This is a genomic window from Specibacter sp. NPDC057265 (assembly GCF_042668835.1).
Classification (GTDB): Bacteria; Actinomycetota; Actinomycetes; order Actinomycetales; family Micrococcaceae; genus Specibacter.
Genome location: NZ_JBHUYE010000007.1, coordinates 87741 through 106952, shown reverse-complemented (window position 1 = coordinate 106952; position 19212 = coordinate 87741). Strand labels below are relative to the sequence as shown.

The following is a 19212-nucleotide window of genomic DNA, read 5'->3' as shown; positions in this document are numbered from 1 at the left end:
CAGCTTCGTTTTCCGGTGGCAGCATGGCCGTCATGGAAACTTGGGAAGTGCTCAGTGATGCCTTTGGCCGGATCGAGACAGTGGTTTCGGGGGTATTGGAAGGTTTGGAGCTGGACAAGGTGAATTGGCGCCCCGGCGGGGAGGGCAACTCCATTGCCTGGCTGCTGTGGCACCTGGCCAGGATCCAGGATGAACAAATTGCGGAAGTTGCCGGCATAGACGGCATTTGGAGCGCGGCCGGTTACGCGCCGAGGTTTGCCTTTGCCTTGGATGAGAAAGATACCGGTTACGGGCACTCCCCGCAGCAGGTGGACGCGGTTCAGCTGAAGGGTCTGGACCTGCTGCGCCAATATCACGAAGCAGTGCTGGCGCAGAGTCTTGGCTTTCTTCGGGGCCTGGACAATGTGGAACTCGACAAAATTGTTGATGACCACTGGGACCCGCCCGTGACCTTGGGGGTGCGGCTGGTCAGCATTGTGGATGATTGCCTGCAGCATGCCGGGCAGGCCGCCTACATCAAGGGGCTCGCTGACGGGCTGTGGCGCAAATAAGGGCGTCTTTCCCACGTGTGCCGGTGCCCTTACAAATTCCGGCGATACTCCCTAGACTGACTGGAATCCGTCGCCGCCAGGCAAGTTTGCATCAGCTTGTTCGATTTCCAACCATGGCAGGGCAGGCATCGGCGTCGAATTGATTTCTCGTTGCACCGGAAGGCCTCATCGGATGCCTTTCAAACTAACTTAGAGAAAGAGCGCACTCCATGTCAGGAAACAAAGCTGTTGCCTACAAGAGCCCCGGGGTTGTCGAAGTCATTGACATCGACTACCCCACCTTTGAACTGAAGGACGGGCCGGGGGTCCACCCCTCCAATGTGGGGCGGAAGGTGCCCCACGGTGTCATCCTTAAGACTGTTGCGACCAACATTTGCGGGTCCGACCAGCACATGGTGCGCGGACGCACCACCGCGCCGTCGGATCTGGTCCTGGGGCATGAGATCACCGGCGAGGTGGTGGAGGTGGGACCTGACGTTGAATTCATCAAGGTGGGGGACATCTGCTCGGTCCCCTTCAACATCTCCTGTGGACGCTGCCGCAACTGCAAGGAACGCAAAACGGGCATTTGCCTGAACGTGAACCCGGCCGGCTATGGCAGCGCCTACGGCTATGTGGACATGGGCGGTTGGGTGGGTGGCCAGGCCGAGTATGTGCTGGTGCCCTACGCCGACTGGAACCTGCTGAAGTTTCCGGACCGGGACCAGGCGCTGGAAAAGATCATGGACCTGACCATGCTCTCTGACATCTTCCCCACCGGATTCCATGGCGCCGTCTCCGCCGGGGTCACCGTGGGCTCCACCGTGTACATTGCCGGGGCAGGTCCGGTGGGCCTGGCAGCGGCGACGTCGGCCCAATTGCTTGGCGCCGCCGTGGTCATTGTCGGTGACATGAACGCGGAGCGGCTCGTGCAGGCACGCAGCTTTGGTTGTGAAACCATTGATTTGACCCAGGGCGGCCCGGGCGAACAAATTGAGCAGATTCTTGGCTCCCCCACCGTGGACAGTGCTGTGGATGCCGTTGGTTTTGAAGCCCGCGGGCATGGTTCGGACGCCGGAGAAGCGCCGGCGACGGTGTTGAACTCCCTGATGGACGTCACGAATGCCGGTGGTTCCCTGGGAATCATTGGCCTCTATGTGACAGGCGATCCCGGCGCGTCCGATGAAGCGGCCAAGAAGGGGGCGCTCTCGCTGAGCCTGGGCACCGGTTGGGCGAAGTCGCTGGCGTTCACCACCGGCCAGTGCCCCGTCATGAAGTACCACCGGGGCTTGATGATGTCGATCCTGCATGACAAGGTCTCCATCGCCAAGAATGTCAACGCCCAGGCCATCTCCCTGGTCGACGCGCCCCGCGGCTATGCCGAGTTCGACGCCGGTGCGGCCACCAAGTATGTCCTGAACCCCAACGGTTATTTGAACTAGCCACAGATGCCGCGGGCGCCTGCGCCCTTGCTGGAGGAGTCCTTCGTTTCTCGCGAGGGGCTCCTCTGTGCTGTGCGGTGCTGTGCTGCCTTGCCCGCTGTTGTGCAAGTCCTGATCCACCCGCCAGTGCCGGCGCTGCTGCCGAGAAACCATCGGACCTGTCCAAAGGACTCGTATCAGTAGTACCCAAGGTCACGATTAGATAACGGTACTATCGGGGCTGACCGCGCGGGTGTGCACTTTAGAGGTCAGGAGAAGCTCCCAGCCCGGGAGCTTACCAAAGGAGATATCATGCAAGGAAGAACATTGCTGGTAGCTGGAACCATGGTCGCGGCCATGCTGGTTCCGGTGACGGCGGCGTCTGCCGTCGATGACATCAACACCGACAGCTTGCGCAAGGCAGTCACCGTCGGCGGCATCATGTCGCATGAGCGCGTGCTGCAGCGCATTGCCAACAACAATGACGGAACGCGTGCGTCGGGAACACCGGGTGACGCGGCATCCGCCGACTATGTCAAGAAAACCCTGAAGAAGGCCGGCTACAAGGTCACGGAACAAAAGTTTGACTTTCCTTTCTATCAGGAAGTCACCCCGGCGACCCTAAGCCAAGTATCACCCACACCCACCCCCTATGAAGTGGCCTCCCTGGAGTACTCCGGCAGCGGAAGCGTGACTGGCCAGGTGGTCCCCACCACGAACGTTGTGATTCCAGCAACGCCGGAGCCGAGCTCGGCGTCGGGCTGTGCAGTCACGGACTTCGTTCCCGCCTCCGCAAGCGAGCCGCAGGTGGCTTTGATCCAGCGTGGCACGTGCACTTTCGAAATCAAGGTGGCCAATGCCATTGCGGCCGGGTATGACGCGGCAGTGGTCTTCAATGAAGGTAACCCGGGGCGGACGGAGCTGCTCACCTCGGTCACCCTTGGTACCCCGGTATCCATTCCCGTGGTGGGTGTCAGCTATGCCGATGGCGTTGCACTTTACGAGGCCTCCCAGCTGGGTTCCGTCACCGTCGCGGTCAGCACCGACATCATTGTTGAAACACGCACCACCACGAACGTCATTGCGGATTCCCCGAAGGGCAACCGCGACAAGACAGTTGTTGTTGGCGCGCATTTGGACTCGGTGCTTGACGGGGCCGGAATCAACGACAACGGCAGTGGCACGAGCGTGATCCTGGAGACCGCCGTCCAAATGTCAAAGTTGAAGGCCAAGCCGCGGCAGATGGTGCGCTTTGCCTTCTGGGGTGCTGAAGAGTCAGGGCTCCTGGGATCAACGCACTACGTGAATAGCCTCAGCGACCAGAAGCTGGCAGCCATCTACGCGAACTTGAACTTCGACATGTTGGGTTCAACGAACTACGTGAGGTTCGTGTATGACGGCGACGGCTCGGCTGATCCCGACGGCCTGACAGGGCCTCCCGGGTCTGCCCAGATCGAATCGGTGTTCAATGACTACTTCGCCGGTAAGGGCCTGGCAAGCGCACCGACTGCCTTTGACGGCCGTTCCGATTATGGGCCGTTCATTGCCGCCGGCATCCCGGCGGGCGGGTTGTTCAGTGGTGCCGAAGGCGTCAAGACCGCTGAGGAAGCGGCCCTTTTTGGCGGGATAGCCGGGGCGCCGTATGATCCGTGCTACCACCAAGGCTGTGACACGGTGAACAATTTGAGCACGGCGGCCCTGAATGAGTTGGGGGATGCCGCAGCCCATGCGGTGATGACCATGGCCATGAGCAAGTCCGGGTTCTTCGAAGACGGCAGCAGGAGGGCACCACAGCCTGAACTTTCCGTCGAGGACTTCCCCTACTGGGGCAGCCACCAGGTCCGCTAGAGGACCACAGGGATCCGGTCCGCCAATGGCACAGCGGACCGGATTCCTGCTTCTGCTATTTTTCCCAGGGCGCCTTGAAGGGGTAGTACTTCTCCAAAAAATCCGTCACTTGCTCGCGGCGTTGCTCGGCCGTGGCGTCGCCCGTGCTGCCGTCATTGAGGCAAATGAAATCAGCGTTGCGCAGGGCCAAAATCCGCGGCAGGTCAGCCAGGCCGGAGGTGGCGGCAGTGTCCACATAGATGCCCCTGCCGTCCTTGTGGGCGACGGCCCGGCCCGTCAACAGCGCGTAATAGTGGTACAGGGAGTTGGTGACGGAAATGTTCTCCGCGGCCCGGAAGGTGCTCGCTGCGGTGGCTGCAAATTCGGCGGGAAATTCCTGGTTCAGCTCCGCCAGCACCGATCTGCGAAGCGGAGCCGCATTGTGCTCCAAATGGTGGGTTGTGAAGGCGCCAAAGCGTTCCCAGAGCAGCCGCCGGTTGACCCTGGCCGAGTTCTCAAAGCCGCTGCGGGCGGCCTCGCTTTCACCCAGGCCAATGCGGGTGGGGGACAGCACGAAGCGGGTGATGCCACCGGCTGTGAAGAACAGGTCGGGGGAGACGGGCCGGCCAAAAAACATGTCGTCATTGGAATACAGGAAGTATTCCGACAATCCCTCAATATGATGCAGCTGGGATTCCACGGCCATGGAGTTGTGGGTGGGCAAAACCGCGGGATCGGCAAAATGATCCTTGCTGCGAACCAGCGTCACCTTGGGGTGTTCGGCGAGCCACGCCGGCGCCGGGGAATCGGTGGCAATGAAGATCCGCCTTACCCAGGGGGCGAACATGTGCACCGAGCGCAGCGCGTATTTAAGCTCCTCAATCTGGCGGTAGCGCGCTTCATGCCTGTCACCTTCACCTAGCACGGCCCCGGCCTCCAAGGCGCTGCGCGCCTCCTGGTAGCCGGCAGTGCTGCCATCAACCCAGGAGAAGACCATGTCAATGTCGAATCGGACGTCGAAGACGTGGTCAATGAACATGTTTTCAATGGTGGGCCAGCTGGCTCCATACAGGTCAATGGAGCTGCGGGTGGCATCGCGGTATTCCATGGTGCGCCGCGTCAGGGAGTTTTCCACCGGGAGGCGGATGTGGGCGGGGGTGAACTCCCAAAATTCCAGCTGCACCCCCCAATTTGAACCGTAGAACAGGCCGCCCACGGGCTCGACGCGGGGCCGGAACAAACGCACGATCCGGGTCGCGGCAGAGGCGGCCAGGACGCCGTCGGCCACCAGCACCGTTGACTTCTTCGTGTCAACACTGCGTGCATAGAAGGGCTCATTGGCGCAGGCCGTGGCCAAAGCCGCTTCCAAGCTTGGGCGCAGGGAAAGGTCAAGGGCCAGCACCGGGCGCTGGTCATTGCCGCGCACCAAAAGAAATTCAATGCCATGTTCATCAAGGACCTGGCGGACAAAAAGAAGATCAGCCACCATGGCTTCATGGGGTGTGAGGCCGTTTCCGCCGGCCGCGCCATTGAGCAGGGCCAGCCGGCCCCGGCGCACGGCCACATCCCCCCGTGTGGCAATGCGGTCGGCCGGGTCGTTGACGGTGGGGTCGGCGGCGAAGGATGAGGTGATCATGGCAGGCTCCTAAGAATGGCGGTGAAACCAGTCCCGAGCCTACAGCGCTAGGGGCGTTCGACCCCGACATTGCCCTTGGGCGCGCGCCTGCGGTGAAAAATCAATGCCACGGCAATGCCGGCAAGCCAAAAGTCCTTGGCTAGGGCAGTCCCATCGGCAGTGGGGCGGATGCCGTCAGGCTCCGTCATGCCGGGAGTCTTCAGGTAGGTGGCAATGAGACCCCCTGAGAAGGCGGCCAGGGCCAGGCCGGCAAGTCTGCTTGACACCACCGGCGTCAACAGTGCGGCACCAATTCCCATTTCGGCGAAGCTCAGGTACTTCCCAAACTGCTGCGGCGTCAGGGTGCCCACCGGCGGAATGGCGCCGCTGGCCATGCCCTGCAGCCCCGAAGCCTGTTCAACGGGCAGGGAAAGCTTGTTGATTCCGGAATTGAGAATGAAGGCTCCGGACACGAGGCGAAGTGCGGCATTGCTGATGCTAAATCCCATGGCGTGCTCCTGTGAGGGTTGGCGGCTCTGTTGCAGCCAGCCTAGACGCCGCCACCACCTCTTTGCCAGGCCCCCGTGGCACAACCGCGGCCATGCCGGACACCAGCGCCCGCAGTCCCAGATCAAAAGCGGCGTCGGCATCACTGCGCGCCACGGCAGTGCCGTCCCGGGGGCGGGTCCCCGCGGCCGGTCCTTGCCGGGCGGCTCCGCGCCGGGCCACGGCGGCAGAAAAGTGCGGAGATTCCAAGGCCATGGATCCGGCGTCGAATATGTCCGCCGGGGCATTGACGTCGTAGGCGGAACCGTAAATGAAGGACTCCAGGGCAACCACGGCATCAATGATGGACTCCGGTGGCCAGCCGGCATCCTGAAATCCCTGTGTGACTGCCTCGTACATGGTGATGGTGGCCGGCGCGTTGGTGACAGGCAACAGCGCGATGACGGGGATCAGGGGCACATGCGCGGCAAAAACATTCCGGTACGAGTATGCCCAGTCAACCACCGCCTCCGCCCATGGCTTGCTGGCAAAGCCTGAAACGTCCACGCGCCCCATCAAATGGTCCTCCACCAGCAGCAGGACATCCTGTTTGGAGCGCACGTGGTTGTACAGCGCCGACGGCGCAACGTTCAATGATTTGGCCAGGGCCGCCATGGTCAACCCCTGATATCCCTGGGCGCCGACAAGCTTTAAGGCAGCCTTGGTGATGCCGCTTGAACTGAGCACTGCGCGCACGGGGCGTCCTGCCCGGCGTCGTCCCCGCGTCTCCTGCGATGACGGTTCTTCCACAGCCGCTGCTCCTTCCGGCATTGACGGGCACAAAACTTCTTGGGCATCCATCTTTACGATTCTAGTGACATGGATTACCCTCTAGTATAAATGAATGACATTCATTTAGTGATGTTTGTAACCCCGTATTGCAGGAGAAAAGACCATGACAGTTGACGCAGCCTCCACACTTGAACGTGATGTGGTCATTATTGGGGCAGGCCCCTCAGGACTGAGCGCCGCGCGTGAATTAAAAAAGGCCGGGTTGAGCGTAGCCGTGGTGGAAGCACGCGGCAGGGTGGGTGGCCGCACCTGGTCCGACACCATTGATGGCGCCTGGCTGGAAATTGGCGGCCAATGGGTTTCCCCCGACCAAACCGCACTCATTGCCTTGCTGGCGGAGTTGGGCATTGACACCTACCCGCGCTACCGCGAAGGGGACAGCGTCTACATTGCTCCGGACGGCACCCGGACCCGCTATACCGGCGAAATGTTCCCCGTCAGTGCTGAAACTGAGGCGGCCATGAACAAGCTCATCGCCGTTTTGGACGAACTGGCCGCACTCATGGACCCCGCCAAACCTTGGGATCATCCGCAGGCCCGCGAACTGGACATTATCTCCTTTCACCACTGGCTGCGGGCGCAAAGCGACAATGAAGAGGCCTGCAACAACATTGGATTGTTTATTGCCGGCGGCATGCTGACCAAACCCGCCCACGCGTTCTCGGCCCTTCAGGCAGTGTTTATGGCCTCCTCCGCCGGATCGTTCAGCAACCTGGTGGATGACAACTTCATCCTCGACAAGCGCGTCAAGGGAGGCATGCAGGGCGTGTCCCTGGCCATGGCTGCTGAACTGGGCGGGGACGTGATCCTCAATTCACCGGCGCGCACTGTGCGCTGGCAGGACAACGGTGACGGCTACCTTGCCACGGTGGTTTCCGACGCCGCAACGGTGACGGCAAAGCGCGTGGTGATGGCGGTTCCCCCCAATCTGTACAGCCGCGTCTCCTTCGATCCGCCCCTGCCCCGCCGCCAACACCAGATGCATCAACATCAGTCGCTGGGTCTGGTCATCAAGGTGCATGCCGTGTATGAGACGCCGTTCTGGCGCGGGGAAGGTTTGTCCGGAACAGGCTTCAGTGCCGCGTCGTTGGTCCAGGAGGTCTATGACAACACCAACTTTGGTGATGACCGCGGCACCTTGGTGGCCTTTATCTCCGACGAAAAGGCCGATTACGCCTTTTCGCTTTCCCCCGAGCAACGCCAGCGGGAAGTCACCGCGTCCCTGGCGGAGTTCCTGGGCGAGGCCGCCAAGGAGCCCGTGGTCTATTACGAGTCTGACTGGGGCTCGGAGGAATGGACCCGCGGTGCCTACGCGGCCAGCTATGACCTGGGCGGCCTGCACCGCTACGGCCCCGATCAGCTCACGCCGGTGGGACCCATTCACTGGTCCTGTTCCGACCTGGCGGCCGAGGGCTACCAGCATGTCGATGGGGCGGTGCGCATGGGGCAAAGCACTGCCAAGCAGCTCATTGCCGAGCTGCTGCCGGGCCACCCGTAGAGCTTTCAGCAACAGCACAGTGAAGTCCTGAAGGAGGACCCATGCGGTACGTAGTTGGATACGCGGCCACGGCACGTGGCGTTGATGCCGTCCATTTGGCAGTGGCATTGGCCCGCAGGCAGGGTGCCACCTTGGATTTGGTCATGGTGATGCCGGAGGATTCGCCCTATAACGGGGTCTATCCGCCCGTATCCGGCTTTGGTGACATTCTGACCCAGCAGGTCTCGCAGTGGCTTGATGAGGGGCTGGCGCTTATTCCCGGCGATGTGCAGGCGCAGGCGCACATCAGGCGCGGCGAATCCGAGGCGGAGGCGCTGATGCAGGCTGTGCAGGAGCTGGGTGCTGAATTGCTGGTCATTGGTGCCAGCAGTACAGGACTGTTCAAGCGGTTCTCCGTCGGCTCGGTGGCCAGCTCCCTGCTGCATGCCGCGCCGGTCCCCGTGGTGCTGGCCCCGGCCGGATACAGCCGCACGGAGCCGATCGTCCGCATTACCTGCGCGCTGGGCACGCGGGAAGGGGCGGTGGATGTCCTGGACTTCGCCCTGGGCATGGTCCAGGTGCGCGATGTGCCACTGCGTCTGTTGTCCCTGGTGGCTCTGGGTTCCGGGGATTCCACAGCCGACGTCGAACAGGCGCGGGTACATCTGAATGCAATTGCGGAGTCCATTCCAGGGCACCGCACCCAGGAACTGGAGCATTCGGATGTAGAGGTTCTGGTGGGGCATGGCCGCAGCATTGAAGACGCCGTGGACGAGCTCGACTGGGACAACGGCGAAATCCTGCTTATTGGATCCAGCCGCCTGGCGCAAAACAAGTCAATCTTCCTAGGTGCCACTGCGAACCGCATATTGCGGGCGCTGCCGGTTCCCATGATCGTGGTGCCGCGCAACCATCCATCAGGAACCCCGGTGTCTGCACCCACCGTCCATCAGTCTGACAATCCGGAGACAGCGAAATGAGCACAACAAAAGCCGCCAGCAATGGCTTAAGCGAAAAGGGCCTGAAGGCTGGCTCCGTGGGACTCATTGGCGCGGTGGTCATTGGCGTCTCCTGCATTGCACCCGCGTACACCCTGACCGCAGCACTGGGACCTACGGTTTCCGAGGTGGGGGTGCACCTGCCGGCCATTTTTCTCGTGGGATTCATCCCAATGCTCCTGGTGGCCTTGGGTTACCGGGAACTGAACAACGCCATGCCCGACGCCGGCACCTCCTTCACCTGGGCAACGCGCGCCTTCGGTCCCTGGCTGGGTTGGATGGGCGGGTGGGGGCTCATTGCGGCCACCATCATTGTGCTGTCCAACCTGGCTGCCGTGGCAGTGGACTTCTTTTACCTCATGCTGGCCCAGGTTTTTTCCAATGATTCCCTGGCGGATTTGACCACTGTGCTGCCGTTGAACATTGCCACGACCCTGGTCTTCATTGCCGGCGCGTGCTGGATTTCCTACCGGGGAATGGAAACCACCAAGTCCTTCCAGTACATCCTGGTGGCCTTCCAGCTGTTGGTCCTGGGCTGGTTCGCCGTGGCGGCCTTTGCCCATGTGGCCAACGGCACAGCCTTTGACGCCACCACCATTTCCCCCGACTGGTTCAATCCTTTCGCGGTGGAATCCTTCTCACAGTTTGCCGCAGGCGTTTCCCTCTCCATCTTTATTTTTTGGGGCTGGGACGTGACGCTGACCATGAACGAGGAGACAAAAAATCCGGAGAAGACCCCGGGCCGCGCGGCCACCGTCACGGTGGTGGTGATCATGGTCATTTACATGACAGTCTCGCTGGCGACGCTGGCCTTCGCAGGCATTGGCACCGAGGGCCTGGGTGCCGGCAACCCGGAGAACCAGGGCAGCATTTTTGCCGTCTTGGCCGGCCCGGTCATGGGGCCGTTCGCCATTTTGATGTCCCTGGCCATACTCAGCTCATCGGCGGCATCACTGCAGTCAACCTTCGTCTCTCCGGCACGGACCCTGCTGTCCATGGGCCACTATCGGGCCTTGCCGAAGAGTTTTGGAAAAATCAGTCCTGCGCACAAATCGCCCGGGTACGCCACTGTTGCAGCAGCAATTGCCGCCGCCGCCTTCTATGTCATCACACGCGTACTGTCCGAGAATGCCTTGTGGGACACCATTACGGCGCTGGGTCTGATGATTTGCTTCTACTACGGAGTCACGGCCCTGGCATGCGTCTGGTATTTCCGGGCCGAGGCTTTTAGGGGCGCACGGAGCTTCTTCTTCAAATTCCTGGCACCCCTCCTTGGCGGGGTGATCCTGCTGGTCATGTTCTTCAAAACGGCCTACGACTCCATGGACCCCGAGTATGGTTCCGGTTCCAGCATTGGCGGGCTGGGCCTGGTGTTCATTCTGGGTTGCGGCGTCCTTGCCCTGGGTTTGGTGCTGATGTTGGTCATGTACAAGCTGCGCCCGGAATTTTTCAAGGGTGAAGTCCTGGGCCGCGGCAGCCAGGCATACAACCCTTAAGAAAAAAACCCCCAAACTCAATCAGCGATTGAGTTTGGGGGTTTGTGCTGCGCCGGAAGAAGGATCAACTCTTGGGGCGGCGGGCAGCCTCACGCTCCTTGGCCAGCTTGGCTTCGGCACGGGCCTTGGCATGGACTGCGCGCTCCTCCACCAGCCAGGCAGGGGGAGCCTGCAGCAGTGCCGTGATGTCCGCCGTCGTCAGGGCCTGACTAATGTTGGAGCGGTTGAGGCCGCCAATGGAAATGTTCAGTTTTTGGGCAACGACCTGGCGGGGGTGCGGGCCATTGCGGCGAAGTTCGGACAACCATTCCGGCGGGTTGTCCTGCAGAACCTTAAACTCTTCCCGGCTGATGGCGTTGTCTTGAAATTCCGCAGGGGCTGCCGGCAGGTGAATGCCCAGCTTCTTCGCCGCGGTGGCGGGCTTCATGGCTTGGGGGGAAGGAACAATGTTCATGTATCCAGAGTACCGGTGGTGAAGCGGTAGTTTAGTTGAAAACCTTGCGTTAGGGTTGGCAAGTGCTTGAATCCCGCGAACTTAAAGTGACCTTTGTGCCGGGCGTTACCCCCGGAAAGTGGATCCACCGCTGGCAGGAGCGCATGCCGGACGTGCCGCTTGAGGCCAAGCCGGTTTCCGTGGACCATCAGCTCGACGCCGTTCGTGCGGGTGAGGCCGATATGGCGTTCGTGCGGCTGCCCGTGGACAAAACCGGTTTGCACGTCATTGAGCTCTACAGGGAACTCTCCGTTGTGGTGGCCCCCAAGGACCACCCCATTGCTGCCTTTGACGAACTCGATGTCAGTGATTTGGCAGATGAATACCTGCTCGCGGACCCCGAGGAGTTCCCGCAGTGGCGCGATGTTTCCACTGAAATAGCCGCCGGCAACCGCAAGCCCTTGCCGCCCATGGCCTCCTTGGACGAGGCGCTGGACCTGGTGGAGGCCGGGCTGGGAATTTTGATCCTGCCCATGTCAGTGGCGCGCCTGCTGAGCCGGAAGACCCTGCGCTCGCGGTTGCTGCACGGCGTGCCCGAGAGCAGTGTGGGCCTGGCCTGGGTGGATCATCTGCAGCCGCTGGCACTAAGTGACGAGGCTGTGATTCAGGAATTCATTGGCGTGGTGCGTGGCCGCAGTGCCCAATCCTCCCGCCAGCCCTCCGTCCAGGCAAAGCAGGATGCGGCACCAAAGAAAGGCGCTAAAACGTCCAAGGGTGCGGCGACGGCCAACGGCAAGGCTGCAAAAGGCAAGCCTGCGGGACCGAACCTTCGTGGCGGTGGCCGTCCCGGTGGCAAGGCCCGGGCGCAAAAGCGCGGACGGCGCTAACGGCCCGTCAGGCTGCCTGAAGATCCCGAAGCGGCAGCGGTCCCGGACGCAAAAACCGACCCGCAGCGGCGGCCCAAGGCCTGTGCTGCGGGTCGGTCCAGGGGCTTTGGGGCCCATGCCGCCGGGGGAATTATGCGGAGGCGTTTTCCTGCTGGGTCTTCTGGCGGGTGACGAGCACCTTGACGTCGTTCAAGTCAGCGACCACGCGGTTGAGCTGCTGCTTGGACTGCGGCCACTGTGAACCCTTGAAACGCTTGGCGTCGGGGCCTTCCCAGCGGACGGACTGAGCCTTGGAGTCCAGGGTGCCCATGGCCGACTGGATCTGGTCGATTGCCGTGGCAATCTTTGAAATCAGTTCTGCCATGTCCTGGGGATCGCTGCCGAGCATTGCCATGGTGCACTTCCTTTACTAAGAGGTTGGTTGCGGCCTGCGCCGCGGTGGTGTTGCGCCTGTGCCGGGGATGTCCGGTTCAGCGATTACTAAGAATCTATCCCAGCACGGCAATTGACGTCGATGGGCTGCGCTCCCCATGCAGCCCTCCCCATGCGCAGCCCGGCCACTGTCAAGTCATTGACACCCCATGGGTGCCATGCCATATTGGCTGAAAATGGCTTGGTGCGTCCGGGCTGGACGCGAACTCGAGGGGGAGGCCCGCGTGAAAGCAACAATGTGGGAAGTTGAGGCGTTTGATTACCACACGGCCGGGGAGCCATTCCGGATAGTTCCGGCGCTTCCCATCCTTATTGCAGGCCAAACCGTCAGGGAGCGCCGTGCACAGGCCATGACCGGGGACGCTGACACGATCCGGAAGCTGCTGGTCAACGAACCGCGCGGACACGCTGACATGTATGGCGGCTTTGTGGTGCCACCTGATGACGCCGGAGCCCACTTTGGTGCCTTGTTTTGGCACCGTGAAGGATTTTCCACGGTATGCGGCCACGGCACCATGGCTCTTGGCGCCTGGGCAGTACGCAGTGGATTGGTGAGGGCGCCGGATGATGGTGAAACCGACATTGTCATTGACATCCCTTCGGGCCGGGTCACCGCGCGGGTCACCATGGCCCAGGGAAAAGTGCACCAGGTGGCGTTCCACAGCGTCCCCTCCCACGTGGTGGCGCGGGACGTCAAAGTAAAGACAGCGGATTTTGGAACATTACGGGTGGATCTGGCCTGGAGCGGGGCCCTGTACGCCTCCTTGCCAGCATCAGCTGCAGGACTGGAGGTGACGCCGTCGAACTTGGCCAAGGTGGTGGCGGCGGGGCATCAGGTCTCCGCCGCCCTCAACGGCCATCCGGCAGCCATTGATCCGTCAGGAACCGGCTTGGAAAGCGTCTTTGGCACCATTTTTCATGAACCGGTCGATGCTCCCGGCGTTGGCCTGGTGCAGCGCAATGTCAGCGTTTTTGCTGATGGTCAAGTGGCCAGGTCACCCAGCGGTTCTGGTACGGCGGCTCGGGTGGCACTGCTCCGCGAGGCGGGGGAACTGGCCGACGGCGAGGTGCTGGAAAACTATTCCATCATTGATTCGCGTTTTACCGCACGTGTGGTGGAAACAACGGATGCCACCCCGGGCGGCGTCATTGTGGAAGTCAGCGGACAATCATTTCCCGTGGGGGAGGGCAAATTCACGCTTGATTTAGAGGACGAAATGGGGGTGGGATTCGTGTTGCGGTGACACAATGGCCCTGATTTAAAGGAAAAGCTGGGATTATAACTATATGAAGAAATCCAAAACCGCATTTGCCTCGGTACTCGGGGGCAATCAATTGGCGGACCGGATTTCTGTTTTGAAGTTGGGGCCTTCGCCCTTTCCCCTGTGGATCTCCATACTCATTGCAGTATTTATCACTGTCTCTGCCGTGGACGATGTGCGGCTGTTTACTACCCCGGACAGAGCCCAATACTGGCTGGCCATAAGCTGCACCGTGGCGTATTGGCTGCTTTGGTTGGCGCTGGCCTTCCGGCCAAAACTGGCAGCTCCCATGTTCATTGTCATGTTGGCGACCATGCTGCCGCAGGAGGAGCTGGGCGGACCCATCATATTTTCCTATGGAGCGATAGCTGTCAGCGCCTATCGCGTCTCGACCCGCAACCTGGCAGTCATGGTGGGTGGGTTCCTGATTTGGCAGCTTATGTGGATTCCCTTGGTGTCCGGACTGGGCTCGGCCCAGCTGTGGGCATACTTTCCCCTGACCCTGCTGATCACCACGCCGGGTCTGGCCATTAAGGTACTGCATGATCGCGCTGTCAGGGTGGAGGAAATACAACGGCTGGTGGAGCGGAACGCGGCCCAGGCAGCCGCCGAACAACGCGCTGAACTGGCCCGGGAACTGCATGACGTGGTCACCCACGGCCTGACGATGATTGCCGTGCAGGCCAACGTGGGAAGGATTACCGCCGACAGCGGCGCGCAGGACCACGCCTTGGCAGAAATTGGGGCCATGGCGCGCAGTTCGCTGGATGATTTGCGGCGCTTGCTCAAGACCATGCGGGCAGAGGAAGTCGCGGCGTATGCGGCCCCGGCATTGGCAGGCAGCGTCCAGCCCAGCCCCGCCACCATTGATCTGGCGCAGAGTGTGGCGAACACCCAGCGCCGGCTCAGCGGCTTGGGATGCCCCACCACTGTCTCCACCTCAGGCAACCTCGACGCCACACCTAATGGACTCCGGTCCACCTTGCAGCGCCTGTTGCAGGAGGGTTCCACCAATGTGGTGAAGCATTCAGGGGCGAACACGCAGTGTGAGATCTCACTGGACGTCTCCGGGCACAACATTGAACTTGTCATCAAGAACCTCATGACCCCGGGCAAGCCCCGTCTGCCTGTCTCAGGAACGGGTCTGGCGGGATTGAGGGAACGCGTGTCCCGGTTGGGGGGCACGCTGGACGCCGGCCCCAGGAATGGCTGGTGGTGCGTGCGCGCTGTGCTGCCCTTCAAGGAGAGGGAACGCCTGCCCTGAACTGTCCTTAGGGACAGACCTTGGAGGAAATGCCCTGAAATCGCTGTCCCTTTGACTAGACCCTGCCCCCGTGCATTGAATGAAAACCAGTGGATGCGTAGCGTCATAAGTGCCGGAAAAGTCTCCTGCCGCTGTATCAGCGGGAACTTACGGCCCCATTCCTAACTACGGAGAACGCCATGAACGCCAAAAACCCTTCTGCACTAAGCTGCAGGGCAGCTGCGCGCCGCCCAGCGGGCATTTGGCCTTCCGGATCCGCCGCCGCTACTGGAAAGTAATTGGCAGACGGACAGTCAAGGCGTTTGCCGTGGCCCAGGGACTTTTAAATTCCTCCTGCTCGCCTCAATACGTAGACTAGCCGCATGGCCTTAAGTGTGACGGATACCGAACAAATCAATGTGGTGATCGTGGACGATGAGAAGTTCGTCCGCGGGGCACTGCGGACATATCTGTCGCAAACCCAAGACGTGGTGGTGATTGCCGAGGGGGAAAACGGCCAAGAGGCCATTGACCTGGTGCGGCAACACCGGCCGGATGTACTGATCATTGATGTGCAAATGCCTGTCATGGATGGTGTGGCCGCCATTCGGCATATTGTGGCTGAATTCCCCGAAACACGGATTTTAGTTGTCACCGGGCACATATCCGATGTGTACTTAAAGGCTGCCCTGATTGCCGGGGCCAGCGGCTACGTGGTCAAGGACGCAGAGCCTGGACGCATAGTGACGGCGGTACGTGAGGTCAATGCCGGCGACTGTCCCATTGACCCTGCCGTGGCACACCTGCTGGTGGCAGACATTCGAGGCAGCCGCCCGGCGGCTGGCCCGGACACCACCACGGAACTCTCCGAGCGGGAGGAAAACGTGCTGAAGCTGCTGTGCGAGGGGCTCAGCAACAGTGAAATAGCCGCAGCCTTATTCCTGTCCGAATCCACTGTGAAATATCATTTGGTGCGTCTGGGCCGAAAATTCAATACCCGGGACCGCCTGCAGCTGGTGGTTACCGCGTTGCGCTCGGGTCTTGTATAAGCCATTGGGCAGCCAAACATGGCCCAAAGTTCATGTATCCGGTGCATTTGTTGGCCTGGGCACCCTAAACTGGGCAGTAACCAAATCTTGGTTATCCTTACCATTTTCTCGAAAGGAACAAACATGAAGTTCCCCCTCGCGTCCACAGGTGCAGCAGCGGTGCTGGCAGCAGGTCTTATTCTGGCTCCGGGACTTTCCCCGGCCCAAGCCAGCGACGGCATTGCCCCCGCAACCAGCAGTAGTGCAAACAGCTTGATGGGCTCCGGGTCCGTGGCCACCACCTATGGAATATTCCACCTGCCGTGCACCATTTTTGGCATCCGTTTCTGCTGAAAATTTTAGCTTCAAATTATAATTGGGGATTGTAATGCTTCGGGTGCCTGCAATGCTGCAGGCACCCGAAGGCTTTAAGCCCCTAGAATCCCTGCGCCTTGCGGTAGCGCTGCATTTGCTGGTGCCGCCGGATCAAGCTGTCGCGTCGGGGGGTCTGCTCCGCCCCCGGTTCTTCAGCCGTAACGTCTATGTGGCGCTCGCCAAACTGCCAGAGTAATAAATCGTCCAGCAGGCGGTCAGGCCCAGGGGAGTACCTGTGATCCAAGGCTTTGCGAACATTGGAAATGATCTCCGGTTGCAGCAGCGCCGCCAAATCCACTGTTTTCCCCAAATTGTGGGCCGCCACCAGCTCAGCCGCCCAGCCCCAATCGTCGTCGGACTTTCTGTCCACATGCGGCAACAGTGTCTGCCAGACTGCCTTGATGCGGTTGGGCGTGAGGGAAACATTGCCCTCGCCGTCAATGTCCCAATAGCTGGTGACTGTCTCATAACGGTCATGAAGTTCCGAGAACGCCGATTCCACCGTCTCCAACATGGCCGCCGTGGCGGTGAACTGCCTGTCAAAGTAGGGGCTCCAAGCGCGGGGGTCTTGTGACTTAAAGCGGATGTCGTGCTCAATCTCGCTCCACGCATGGGCAAAAATGGTCCGGATCTGGCATTCAAAAAAGTAACTGCCATTGTGGCGCGACTCCGGGTCCAGCGTTTCCTGATAATTGCGGACCACGTCATTTTGAATGGCCCGCAAAATCAAGTGCCGGCTTGAATACCCATAGGTGCCGGACTCGATGGAACCTATGTCCTTCTCAGTGTCGCCACGGCAGTCAAAGATGCTCCGCTGGCGCTTGATGAGGTTGGCCGCCTGCGCATTTTCACCGGGCAAGGTGGTGATGACACGGACACCCACCATATCTGTCAGATTTTTCATGGGTTCGGGAAACTGCAGACTGACGGTGCCGTCAGGTTCCGGTGCCATGCGGGAAGCCTTTTCCCGGAATGAATCCACTGATTTGGTGCGGCTGGTGACAAAGAGGGGAACGTCGTCCGCAGTGGAGAGGACGTCGCGGATCAGCGCCTCCATTTCCGCCGTCACCTTTTCCAGGGCCGGCCGTGCCCGCTCGTATTCCGCCACCGAGGCGTTGACGGCCGGCCGCAGCGAATCCTCGAGACGTTCCCAATTGCTACTCATGTCTTGAGCTTAAACGTCCGGCTGGCACCCAGGCGAACCACTTCGCTCCAGGGAGAAAATTTCTTCACGGGGTGTTGGGGCGGCTGCAACTGACTGGCCACGTAGGCTGGTGCCATGTTGACAGTTATTGGTGAAGCCCTGGTGGATGAAGTGGTGCGCGCAGGCCAAAATCCCGTGCCGCATGTAGGTGGCAGTCCCTTGAACGTGGCAGTCGGTTTGGCCAGGCTGGGGCACCCGGTGCAGTTTCTGGGCCGTTATGGCCACGATGCCTACGGGGAGCTGGTGGCTGAACATTTGCGCAGCAACTCCGTGATGGTTCCGCTTGCGGCCGATGAAATGCCCACCTCCGTGGCACGGGCAAATCTGCAAAGCGACGGTTCCGCCCGCTATGAATTTTCCCTTGACTGGGAACTGCCGCAACTTCACAGCCCTCTGGAGTCCAGCTTTGCGCCGCTGGCTGCAAGCACCTTGTTGCACACCGGGTCCATTGCCGCCATGTTGGACCCTGGTGCGGAGCAGGTCTTGGCAACGGTCACGGCCGCGCACCCCCGGGCCACCATTTCCTATGACCCCAATTGCCGCCCAAGCATTATTGCCGACGCCACTTATGCCCGCGCGCAGGCCGAGAAATTTGTGCGCCTGGCCGACGTCGTCAAGGCTTCCGATGAGGACTTGAGCTGGCTGTACCCAGGGGTGGACCCACAGGATTCGGCCCGCCGCTGGCTGGGGTTGGCCGGTGCCTCGGGGCCAGCCCTGGTGGTGGTGACCATGGGAGGGTCAGGTGCATGGGCGGTGTGCGCCGCCGGCGAGGTTTCCTGCAAGGTGCCCCCGGTTGCCGTTGTGGACACCGTGGGTGCGGGGGACTCCTTCATGGCAGCCCTGTTGTCAGCCATTGTGGACCGCGAACTTGATGGCGCTCAACGCCGCCCCCAGTTGCGGGCCATCGGCACCCAGGAGCTCTCCCGGGTCCTTGCCCATGCGGCCCAGGCTGCGGCCGTTACGGTCTCCCGCGCCGGTGCCAACCCGCCGAGCCGGGCCGAACTGCAGGACTGACCGCCGGGCAGCGCCGCCCGGAAGGCCCGGGCGGTCAAAGTGCATTCCAGCCCCTCATGAAAGGACGCGCATGTTCAACTACGATCCCTACTCCTTCCTGACCCCGGTTCCAGCTTTTACGGTGACCAGTGAATCCTTCGCGGACGGTGCCGTTTTGGCGCCGGCGCAGGTGCATGCGGGTGTGCACCCCGACGGCAGGGACCTGTCCCCGCAACTGTCGTGGACTGGATTCCCGGCGGCGACACGCAGTTTTGCCGTGACCATGTTTGACCCCGATGCCCCCACTGCCAGTGGTTTTTGGCATTGGGCAGTGGCGGACCTTTCAGTGGACGTCACTTCCCTCCCGGAAGGGGCCGGATCCGGCGATTCCCCCAAGCTTCCGGCCGGTGCCTTGGCACTAAAGAACGACGGCGGGTCCCCGGCGTACTCGGGCTCCGCGCCGCCCGAGGGGCATGGGCCGCACCGCTACATGGTGGTGGTGCATGCCGTGGACGTGGCGAAGCTTGATTTGGGCGACGACGCGACGCCGGCCACCTTGGGCTTCAATCTCCACTTCCACACACTGGCCCGTGCCCGACTCACCGGGCTCTACCAGGTGTAACCGAGGTGCAGGAAGTTGGATAGCCTTGGGT

At 61.2% G+C, this 19212-nt stretch carries 19 protein-coding genes; 13 read left to right on the top strand and 6 right to left on the bottom strand.

Translation table 11 applies throughout. The features are described from left to right. The first annotated feature begins 32 nt into the window (after nt 1-32). The 3 genes from ACFUCV_RS07470 (at nt 33) to ACFUCV_RS07460 (ending at nt 3799) form a co-directional block, all read left to right on the top strand. On the top strand, nt 33-551 hold the full coding sequence (locus ACFUCV_RS07470) for a DinB family protein (protein WP_380814078.1): 519 nt from the start codon (nt 33-35) through the stop codon (nt 549-551). Between the two features lie 209 nt (nt 552-760). Beyond that, the gene (gene fdhA / locus ACFUCV_RS07465; RefSeq protein WP_380814076.1) at nt 761-1972 is read left to right on the top strand and encodes a formaldehyde dehydrogenase, glutathione-independent; all 1212 of its coding nucleotides are present in this window, start codon (nt 761-763) and stop codon (nt 1970-1972) included. A 291-nt stretch (nt 1973-2263) separates the two neighbouring features. Beyond that, nucleotides 2264-3799: a M20/M25/M40 family metallo-hydrolase gene (locus ACFUCV_RS07460; RefSeq protein WP_380814075.1), complete on the top strand. Its 1536-nt coding sequence runs from the start codon at nt 2264-2266 to the stop codon at nt 3797-3799. A 55-nt stretch (nt 3800-3854) separates the two neighbouring features. Here ACFUCV_RS07460 and ACFUCV_RS07455 read toward each other — a convergent pair whose 3' ends face one another. From ACFUCV_RS07455 to ACFUCV_RS07445, 3 genes are read right to left on the bottom strand one after another with little or no spacing between them, the layout of a single operon-like run. Further along, the gene (locus ACFUCV_RS07455; RefSeq protein WP_380814073.1) at nt 3855-5414 is read right to left on the bottom strand and encodes a stealth conserved region 3 domain-containing protein; all 1560 of its coding nucleotides are present in this window, start codon (nt 5412-5414) and stop codon (nt 3855-3857) included. 47 nt (nt 5415-5461) lie between these two features. Further along, a complete protein-coding gene (locus ACFUCV_RS07450; RefSeq protein ID WP_380814070.1) occupies nt 5462-5902 on the bottom strand; it encodes a hypothetical protein in 441 nt (146 codons plus the stop codon). After that, nucleotides 5892-6710 (bottom strand): TetR/AcrR family transcriptional regulator, encoded by an 819-nt coding sequence (locus ACFUCV_RS07445; protein WP_380814178.1) that lies wholly within the window; start codon nt 6708-6710, stop codon nt 5892-5894. Before ACFUCV_RS07445 ends, ACFUCV_RS07450 begins: the two co-directional genes overlap by 11 nt. Nucleotides 6711-6834: 124 nt before the next feature. On the opposite strand from ACFUCV_RS07445, the gene ACFUCV_RS07440 reads away from it, so the two are divergent. The 3 genes from ACFUCV_RS07440 to ACFUCV_RS07430 are packed head-to-tail and all read left to right on the top strand — an operon-like array spanning nt 6835 to nt 10702. Continuing rightward, nucleotides 6835-8229, top strand: coding sequence for a flavin monoamine oxidase family protein (locus tag ACFUCV_RS07440; protein WP_380814067.1), 1395 nt, complete (start codon nt 6835-6837; stop codon nt 8227-8229). Between the two features lie 41 nt (nt 8230-8270). Continuing rightward, nucleotides 8271-9188 carry a universal stress protein gene (locus ACFUCV_RS07435; RefSeq protein WP_380814065.1) on the top strand — a complete coding sequence of 306 codons (918 nt, stop codon included), beginning with the start codon at nt 8271-8273 and terminating at the stop codon, nt 9186-9188. Beyond that, complete coding sequence (locus tag ACFUCV_RS07430) at nt 9185-10702, top strand: APC family permease (RefSeq protein WP_380814064.1); 1518 nt, start codon at nt 9185-9187, stop codon at nt 10700-10702. Before ACFUCV_RS07435 ends, ACFUCV_RS07430 begins: the two co-directional genes overlap by 4 nt. A gap of 64 nt (nt 10703-10766) precedes the next feature. Here the strand turns inward: ACFUCV_RS07430 and ACFUCV_RS07425 are convergent, their stop codons facing one another. Next, nucleotides 10767-11129 (bottom strand): DUF5997 family protein, encoded by a 363-nt coding sequence (locus tag ACFUCV_RS07425; protein WP_380814176.1) that lies wholly within the window; start codon nt 11127-11129, stop codon nt 10767-10769. Nucleotides 11130-11218: 89 nt separating this feature from the next. Between ACFUCV_RS07425 and ACFUCV_RS07420 the strand changes: the two genes are divergently transcribed. Then, on the top strand, nt 11219-12022 hold the full coding sequence (locus ACFUCV_RS07420) for a substrate-binding domain-containing protein (protein WP_380814062.1): 804 nt from the start codon (nt 11219-11221) through the stop codon (nt 12020-12022). A gap of 130 nt (nt 12023-12152) precedes the next feature. Here ACFUCV_RS07420 and ACFUCV_RS07415 read toward each other — a convergent pair whose 3' ends face one another. Further along, nucleotides 12153-12416 (bottom strand): hypothetical protein, encoded by a 264-nt coding sequence (locus ACFUCV_RS07415; RefSeq protein ID WP_380814060.1) that lies wholly within the window; start codon nt 12414-12416, stop codon nt 12153-12155. 262 nt (nt 12417-12678) lie between these two features. Between ACFUCV_RS07415 and ACFUCV_RS07410 the strand changes: the two genes are divergently transcribed. From ACFUCV_RS07410 to ACFUCV_RS07395, 4 genes are all read left to right on the top strand, one after another. Next, nucleotides 12679-13698: a proline racemase family protein gene (locus tag ACFUCV_RS07410; protein ID WP_380814058.1), complete on the top strand. Its 1020-nt coding sequence runs from the start codon at nt 12679-12681 to the stop codon at nt 13696-13698. 43 nt (nt 13699-13741) lie between these two features. Then, nucleotides 13742-14980, top strand: a complete 1239-nt coding sequence (locus tag ACFUCV_RS07405; RefSeq protein ID WP_380814056.1) for a sensor histidine kinase — start codon at nt 13742-13744, stop codon at nt 14978-14980. Between the two features lie 362 nt (nt 14981-15342). Continuing rightward, a complete protein-coding gene (locus tag ACFUCV_RS07400; RefSeq protein WP_380814053.1) occupies nt 15343-16008 on the top strand; it encodes a response regulator in 666 nt (221 codons plus the stop codon). A gap of 123 nt (nt 16009-16131) precedes the next feature. After that, nucleotides 16132-16341 carry a hypothetical protein gene (locus ACFUCV_RS07395; RefSeq protein ID WP_380814051.1) on the top strand — a complete coding sequence of 70 codons (210 nt, stop codon included), beginning with the start codon at nt 16132-16134 and terminating at the stop codon, nt 16339-16341. A gap of 82 nt (nt 16342-16423) precedes the next feature. Here the strand turns inward: ACFUCV_RS07395 and ACFUCV_RS07390 are convergent, their stop codons facing one another. Continuing rightward, nucleotides 16424-17527 carry a GTP pyrophosphokinase family protein gene (locus ACFUCV_RS07390; protein WP_380814049.1) on the bottom strand — a complete coding sequence of 368 codons (1104 nt, stop codon included), beginning with the start codon at nt 17525-17527 and terminating at the stop codon, nt 16424-16426. Between the two features lie 114 nt (nt 17528-17641). On the opposite strand from ACFUCV_RS07390, the gene ACFUCV_RS07385 reads away from it, so the two are divergent. Together ACFUCV_RS07385 and ACFUCV_RS07380 are read left to right on the top strand one after the other, a co-directional pair. After that, a complete protein-coding gene (locus ACFUCV_RS07385) occupies nt 17642-18580 on the top strand; it encodes a carbohydrate kinase (RefSeq protein ID WP_380814047.1) in 939 nt (312 codons plus the stop codon). 70 nt (nt 18581-18650) lie between these two features. After that, nucleotides 18651-19181: a YbhB/YbcL family Raf kinase inhibitor-like protein gene (locus ACFUCV_RS07380; RefSeq protein ID WP_380814045.1), complete on the top strand. Its 531-nt coding sequence runs from the start codon at nt 18651-18653 to the stop codon at nt 19179-19181. The last annotated feature ends 31 nt before the right edge of the window (nt 19182-19212 follow it).

Excerpts from the sequence above, each read along its gene's own strand:
- ACFUCV_RS07470 (WP_380814078.1), top strand. The coding sequence starts at position 33 with ATGGAAACTTGGGAAGTGCTCAGTGATGCCTTTGGCCGGATCGAGACA.
- fdhA (WP_380814076.1), top strand. The coding sequence starts at position 761 with ATGTCAGGAAACAAAGCTGTTGCCTACAAGAGCCCCGGGGTTGTCGAA.
- ACFUCV_RS07460 (WP_380814075.1), top strand. The coding sequence starts at position 2,264 with ATGCAAGGAAGAACATTGCTGGTAGCTGGAACCATGGTCGCGGCCATG.
- ACFUCV_RS07455 (WP_380814073.1), bottom strand. The coding sequence starts at position 5,414 with ATGATCACCTCATCCTTCGCCGCCGACCCCACCGTCAACGACCCGGCC.
- ACFUCV_RS07450 (WP_380814070.1), bottom strand. The coding sequence starts at position 5,902 with ATGGGATTTAGCATCAGCAATGCCGCACTTCGCCTCGTGTCCGGAGCC.
- ACFUCV_RS07445 (WP_380814178.1), bottom strand. The coding sequence starts at position 6,710 with ATGCCGGAAGGAGCAGCGGCTGTGGAAGAACCGTCATCGCAGGAGACG.
- ACFUCV_RS07440 (WP_380814067.1), top strand. The coding sequence starts at position 6,835 with ATGACAGTTGACGCAGCCTCCACACTTGAACGTGATGTGGTCATTATT.
- ACFUCV_RS07435 (WP_380814065.1), top strand. The coding sequence starts at position 8,271 with ATGCGGTACGTAGTTGGATACGCGGCCACGGCACGTGGCGTTGATGCC.
- ACFUCV_RS07430 (WP_380814064.1), top strand. The coding sequence starts at position 9,185 with ATGAGCACAACAAAAGCCGCCAGCAATGGCTTAAGCGAAAAGGGCCTG.
- ACFUCV_RS07425 (WP_380814176.1), bottom strand. The coding sequence starts at position 11,129 with ATGAAGCCCGCCACCGCGGCGAAGAAGCTGGGCATTCACCTGCCGGCA.
- ACFUCV_RS07415 (WP_380814060.1), bottom strand. The coding sequence starts at position 12,416 with ATGGCAATGCTCGGCAGCGATCCCCAGGACATGGCAGAACTGATTTCA.
- ACFUCV_RS07405 (WP_380814056.1), top strand. The coding sequence starts at position 13,742 with ATGAAGAAATCCAAAACCGCATTTGCCTCGGTACTCGGGGGCAATCAA.
- ACFUCV_RS07400 (WP_380814053.1), top strand. The coding sequence starts at position 15,343 with ATGGCCTTAAGTGTGACGGATACCGAACAAATCAATGTGGTGATCGTG.
- ACFUCV_RS07395 (WP_380814051.1), top strand. The coding sequence starts at position 16,132 with ATGAAGTTCCCCCTCGCGTCCACAGGTGCAGCAGCGGTGCTGGCAGCA.
- ACFUCV_RS07390 (WP_380814049.1), bottom strand. The coding sequence starts at position 17,527 with ATGAGTAGCAATTGGGAACGTCTCGAGGATTCGCTGCGGCCGGCCGTC.
- ACFUCV_RS07385 (WP_380814047.1), top strand. The coding sequence starts at position 17,642 with ATGTTGACAGTTATTGGTGAAGCCCTGGTGGATGAAGTGGTGCGCGCA.
- ACFUCV_RS07380 (WP_380814045.1), top strand. The coding sequence starts at position 18,651 with ATGTTCAACTACGATCCCTACTCCTTCCTGACCCCGGTTCCAGCTTTT.